Annotated in this window: 6 protein-coding genes; all 6 read right to left on the reverse strand. The window is 42.2% G+C overall.

Annotated features, from left to right (window positions below; all coding sequences use genetic code 11):
- Positions 1–1281 (reverse strand): single-stranded-DNA-specific exonuclease RecJ (locus tag U0M88_RS02315; protein ID WP_331868782.1); only part of this gene is annotated, 1281 nt, incomplete at its 3' end.
- Between the two features lie 81 nt (positions 1282–1362).
- Complete coding sequence (gene ruvB, locus U0M88_RS02320) at positions 1363–2358, reverse strand: Holliday junction branch migration DNA helicase RuvB (protein ID WP_117447306.1); 996 nt, start codon at positions 2356–2358, stop codon at positions 1363–1365.
- 14 nt (positions 2359–2372) lie between these two features.
- Positions 2373–2951, reverse strand: coding sequence for a Holliday junction branch migration protein RuvA (ruvA, locus tag U0M88_RS02325; protein ID WP_331868783.1), 579 nt, complete (start codon positions 2949–2951; stop codon positions 2373–2375).
- 15 nt (positions 2952–2966) lie between these two features.
- Entirely contained in the window at positions 2967–3716 is a 750-nt protein-coding gene (locus U0M88_RS02330; protein ID WP_331868784.1) for an exodeoxyribonuclease III, read from the reverse strand.
- A gap of 897 nt (positions 3717–4613) precedes the next feature.
- Positions 4614–5897, reverse strand: coding sequence for a GTPase ObgE (obgE, locus tag U0M88_RS02335; RefSeq protein ID WP_117446696.1), 1284 nt, complete (start codon positions 5895–5897; stop codon positions 4614–4616).
- 48 nt (positions 5898–5945) lie between these two features.
- Positions 5946–6230 carry a 50S ribosomal protein L27 gene (gene rpmA / locus U0M88_RS02340; RefSeq protein WP_022789148.1) on the reverse strand — a complete coding sequence of 95 codons (285 nt, stop codon included), beginning with the start codon at positions 6228–6230 and terminating at the stop codon, positions 5946–5948.
- Positions 6231–6403 lie beyond the last annotated feature (173 nt).

Here is a 6403-nt window from a genome sequence, read left to right on the forward strand (position 1 = left end):
ACTCTGTACAGACTGCGTTGTGATATCTTCCGGTTCGATGTGCAGAGTATTCTTTTTTAAAGGCGTCCAATGAAAAGCTGCTCCGGCTTTTTTGACATATTTGACAAATGCCGGAAAGCTTTGTAGATCCAGAGAAAAACCAGCTGCCTGTGTATGACCACCCAAGGCTCTAAAATCGTCAAACCCGGATAAAAAATCCATACAGTCAAAACCTTCCGGGGAACGCATACTGGCTTTATAGCTATCCGTATTTTGTGCCAGCACGATAGCCGGCTTTTGAAACTGACTGCATAAAGAGCCGGCCACAAGACCGATGATGCCCTCATGAAAGCTTGGATCACTGACCAGTAAGACAGGATCCTGCGGGGTACACTTACGCAAAGCACAATCTGTCATCTTTGTACTGATTTGTTTGCGCATATCATTGACGTGAACGATCTGATCGTAGAACCGACGAATCTCTCGTTCATCCTGATTTAGAAAATAACGAACCGCATTGTTCACATTGGCCATATTGCTTAAACGACCAATCGCATTTAATTTAGGCACGATCTGAAAACCAACGCTAGTTTCATTCAACATGCCATCATTGGCCAAGATATAAGTATGTTTTTCTTTTGATGTATTTAAAAGCTGTAAGCCATTTTGAATCAATGCTCTTGTCTGATGGGTTACCGGCATAACATCACCGATGCTGGCGATGGATGCCAGAATCAAGTGATAAGGTGTATCGACACCTAGTGCCCGTATGCACTCATAGGCAACAGCCGCACCACATAGCGTTGAAAAAGACTCCTCCATTTTTGTGGGATGCACAAGTACATCACAACAAATCTCTTCATCAATTCGATGATGATCGGTTACAATTGTTTCCATACCACTTTCTTTGGCAAGTGAAAGTGCATCGTGCGCCTTGACCCCATTATCAACCGTCACTAACAACTCGTAGCCTTTTTTATGAGCCAATGAGACAGTGTTGCAGTTAAGCCCATATCCTTCCTTGATTCTGTTCGGAATATAGAATCCGACTTCTAAGCCATACTTCTGCAAGCCATCCACCATGATTGTCGTTGCCAGAATACCATCGCAGTCATAATCTCCACAGACAATCACTTTCTTGTTTTGTTCTCGCGCATTTTTAATACAATCCACAAATGCATGCATACAAGAGGCATCGCTGACGGCTTGAAGCTCTTGTTTTTCAAGCCAGCAAGACCACCGGTTTTCATCCGGTTCTAAATATCGTAAAACTTTTTCTGAAAATGTTGTTAAATTTGCCATGCAACTATTATAGCACGCTTCCTAATATTTTATGGTACAAAAGCCTGGAAAGGACAAAAAGAAAAAGCCGGTTTTTCCGACTTATTCAAACAAAGGATTTTGATAGCTGATTTGCAGATGCTCATAAGCCTTTGGCGTTGCCACACGACCTCTTGGTGTTCGGTTGATAAAACCAATCTGCAACAAATAAGGCTCGTACACATCTTCCAGGGTCATCGGTTCTTCTCCAATGCTGGAGGCAATCGCTTCCAAGCCTACAGGGCCACCCTTAAAGCGTTCGATAATACCACGTAAGTATTTATGATCGACTGCGTCCAGACCCAGATGATCGACCTTTAAACGATCCAAAGCATCCTTGGCCACATCCAGTGAAACGATTCCTTCATTATAGACCTGCGCAAAATCCCGTACTCTTCGAAATAAACGATTGGCAATACGCGGTGTCCCGCGAGAGCGTAAGGCAATTTCATGTGTGGCCTCCGGATCGATCGTCGTATCCATCACATGACTGGTTCGATTTACGATCTTTTCTAAATCCTCCAATGCATAATATTCTAACTGCGATACGATACCAAAACGATCACGCAAAGGTGCACTTAAATCGCCGGCTCTGGTTGTAGCTCCCACCAAAGTAAAAGGCGGTAAGGTCAGACGGATATTGTGTACAGTGGCACTATCCTTTCCCACTAAAATATCCAGACAATAATCTTCCATGGCCGGATACAACACTTCTTCCACCTGTTTTGGCAAGCGGTGTATCTCGTCGATAAACAATACATCGCCTGGCTCCAAAGTCGTTAAAATGGCCGCTAAATCTCCACTTTTTTCAATGCTGGGACCACTTGTCGTTTTGATGTTTCCATGCATTTCATTGGCCAGGATATAAGCCAATGTTGTTTTTCCCAATCCCGGCGGCCCATACAACAAAACATGATCTAAAGCTTCCTGACGCTGTTTGGCAGCACGTATAAAAACACTGAGATTCTGTTTTAAATCTTTCTGTCCGATATATTCCTGCAAGGTGCTGGGACGAAGCGTTTTTTCAAAGTTGTCCTGCTCCTGCATATGTGCATCCATTTCTCTATCCAAATTTATACCCCATTTCTTTTCGCAAGCAAAGCCAATGCCTTACGAAGCATCGCATCCACACTGATATCCTGTGAAGCCAATTCTTTTTTTACCCCTGACAGCTGATTTCCTTTATAACCAAGGGATAAAAGCGCCTCTTTGACTTCTTCCCAGACAGGATTTGTATCCACACTTTCTTCTTCAATGGCCGATACAAATTTTCCCTTTAAATCAAGAACGATTTGTGATGCCGTCTTTGCCCCAATACCCGGCAAAGCCTTTAATCGCTTTACGTCATCTTCTTCGATGGCCTGTATCATCTCTTTTCCTGAACAGGCTCCTAACATATTTAATGCCGTACGCGGTCCGATTCCTTTTACATTGATCAAACGCATAAAGACTTCATAATCCTTTTCATGTACGAACCCAAATAAAAGGATCGCATCCTCCCGCACATGCTGATAGGTGTATAAAAACTGATCTTCTCCCAATTTAAAATTGTAAGGATGGCTCACATAGACCTCATATCCTACACCCTGTACATCTAAAACGATCGTATCATTTCGTATGAGTCGTACCGGTCCCTGTATAAACGCTATCAAAAGAAAATCCTCCCTTTACAGTGTAATATCCAATTCGATTGGACAATGATCACTACCATAAATATCTGTTAATATTTTAGAATCTTCTACTTTTTCCATCAGCTCCGGACTTACCAGCCAATAATCAATGCGCCATCCGGCATTGTTTTTACGAGCATTAAAACGATAGCTCCACCAGGAATACTGCACTTTGTCTGGGTATAAGGTACGGAACGTATCCTTTAAATACGGTAAGAGGTTAGCTTTAAAGCTGTCTCGCTCCTCATCGGTAAAGCCTGCATTTCTTCGATTTGTCTTAGGATTTTTGATATCGATTTCTTCATTGGCCACATTAAGATCACCGCAGATCACAACAGGCTTATCCAACGATTGAATATACGAACTGAATGCTTTATCCCATTCCATGCGATAATCTAAACGCTTTAGTCCATCTCCGGAATTTGGTGTATAAACCGTCACTAAATAAAAGCTTTCAAATTCAGCCGTGATGACACGCCCTTCCTGATCATGTTCTTCAATCTGCAGACCATAAGAAACTGAAAGCGGCTCCTTTCTAGACAAAATCATAGTCCCGCTATAACCTTTTCGAACAGCACTATATGCATACTGATAGGGATATAATTCTTTAGATATTTCAATCTGCTCCGGCTGTGCCTTTGTTTCCTGTAAACAAAAAACATCGGCATCCAGTGTATCTACGATATCGATAAAACCTTTATTGATACAAGCTCTGATTCCATTTACATTCCATGATATTAATTTCATAAGTAAATTTAACTCCTCTCTCTATAATAAACAATTGGAGATAAACTCCTCTAAGAACCGTACGTGCAGTTTTCCCGCATACGGCTCCCCACTGTTACTTTCAAACATGTCTGTTATATGTAATATGACTACCTTCCCATATATTTACATGGATATAGTAATGGATCACTCTTTCTTGCCATATTTTGTTGGACAATGTTCTTATATCTTGTCGTTTTGTTTCCATGTCTTTATAACCTCCAGTGTCTCAACATGTGTCCCTTCAAGAAAACGTAACTGTGTTTCGGTCCTTCGCTCCATGTACTTTCATACACTTCATCACTACTATGACCTCATCGGACTTCTTACAGCTCTTCCCGTTGTTCTTGTGTTATTGGCACTTGTAACAACAGTACCGTGTTTATCGGAAACTATAAGACCTCCCAGGTATGCAGTTGATACCTTGACTTCTCGCCCTGCTTTAAAACGCCGGTGGTGTCCGATTGAATCTGGCTTAACGATTCAATCTATGTTGGTTGCGGCCTTTATGAGAGCATCACCCACCACTTTGTCAGAACTAACGACGCTAGATGGCTTCAGGCTTTCGCTTTAGGGCTCTAAGTCTTTCCTTCCTACGCTTAACATGGCACCTCACGATACAATGCCCAAGGACTGGATACTGGCCTCTTTGCTCCAAGAGTTACCAGGTTGGGAGTTTCACCCAACTATATCAACTGCACCGAACTGGCGCACCATAAAGTGTCTCCTTTAAAACTATGTATATTCTAGCATATCTTTTCTCATTCCTATAAAAAGAATGCACATTGTCTTTGTATTTACATATAAGAAGAGGATGTAAAAAATCGGAATACAGAAATCATCCCATATTCCGATCGATTCATTTTATGCAAATAGTTTTTAACTTTCGACAAATTCAAATTCATAGCCTAATAACTGTACAGTATCGCCATCTTCACATCCAGCCTCGCGCAATGCCTTATCAATACCAAGATAACGCATTTTATTGGCAAATTCAAAGTAGTCTTCTTCGGTATTCAGTTTTTGAATATCAAAGACTCTTTCCACTCTTGGCCCGGAAACTTCCCATACATGAGAATCCACTTGTTGAATTTGAAGATCGCTCTTTTTCTCTTCAAAGGTATAAACAACACCATCGTTTTTCATTTCACCATCGGTGATGGCAAAGGCCGGAGTTACCGCCAAAAGATCGGCTGCCTTTGTCAAAACCGGCTCGATTCCTTCATGAATGATAGTGGTAGTCGGATATACCGTAACATCCGGATAAGCTTCTTTAAAGCGCTTTAAGTTTTCTTCGGCATGTTCCAGATCCATTTTATTTGCTACTACAATTTGTGGTCTTTCCAGTAAACGAATTTGATAAGATCCAAGCTCATCGTTAATGATCTTATAATCTTCCAATGGATCACGGCCTTCTTCGGCTCCCATATCAACGACATGCACGATAACACGACAACGTTCAATATGCCGTAAGAACTGATGTCCTAAACCCTTTCCGGTACTGGCACCTTCAATCAAGCCGGGCAGATCTGCCATGATAAAGCTGCGGCCATCTCTAGTCTGTACGACACCGACATTGGGTGAAATCGTTGTAAATGGATAATCACCGATTTCCGGTTTTGCTCTGGATACCGCATCCAATAAAGTGGATTTCCCAACGCTTGGAAAACCGACAAGACCAACATCTGCTAATACACGAAGCTCCACAATGCAGTCAAATTCTTCCCCCAGCGTTCCTAACTCCGCATATTTTGGTGCGGTATTCCGGCTGGATTTAAAATGATAATTGCCGCGACCGCCTTTACCGCCTTTGGCAATGACTTGCTGCTGATGTGGCTCGGTTAGATCGGCAATAATCTGTCCGGTATCTTCTCTTTTGACGATCGTACCTAAAGGAACTTTGACAATCTTATCTTCCCCATTGGCCCCATGCATCTTTTTATTTTTTCCTTTTTCACCGGGAGTGGCCTTGATTTTTCGATGATAGCGCAGATCCAGCAAAGTTGTCATACCCGGATCCGCCTGAAAGATGACACTGCCGCCATTTCCGCCGTCGCCGCCAAAAGGACCACCGTAAGCTACATATTTTTCATGACGAAAGCTAACGATACCGTCACCGCCTTTTCCCGCCTGTACATGTATTTTGACCTGATCAACGAACATAAGATTTCCTCCTTCTTGAAAAAAAGATCCCCGAAGGGATCTTATCAACTATGCCTGTGGATAAACAGAAACTTTCTTCTTATCCTTACCAAGACGTTCGTAGCGTACAACACCGCTGACCATTGCGAACAATGTGTCATCAGCACCACGTCCTACATTCGTTCCCGGATGAATCTTTGTACCACGCTGACGATAGATAACGCTTCCGGCATGACAAGACTGACCATCGGCTACTTTGGCCCCTAAACGTTTCGAATGGGAATCACGACCGTTCTTAGTAGAACCAACTCCCTTTTTAGAAGCGAAATACTGAATATCTAAACTAAAACGCATACTTACACCTCTTTTCTTGTGATTTGAATGGATTGCGGATATTGTTCGCTTACTGTTTCCAGTTGAATCCTTAGAAAATCCAGAGAATTTTGAACCTTATCCGTATGATTTAAAACCTGAATATCAATCCGATTATCCTGCATCTGCAGGGCACAATCTTCATGACATAATAC

Source organism: Faecalicoccus sp., from assembly GCF_036552745.1.
In the GTDB taxonomy this organism is placed as follows: Bacteria; Bacillota_I; Bacilli_A; order Erysipelotrichales; family Erysipelotrichaceae; genus Faecalicoccus.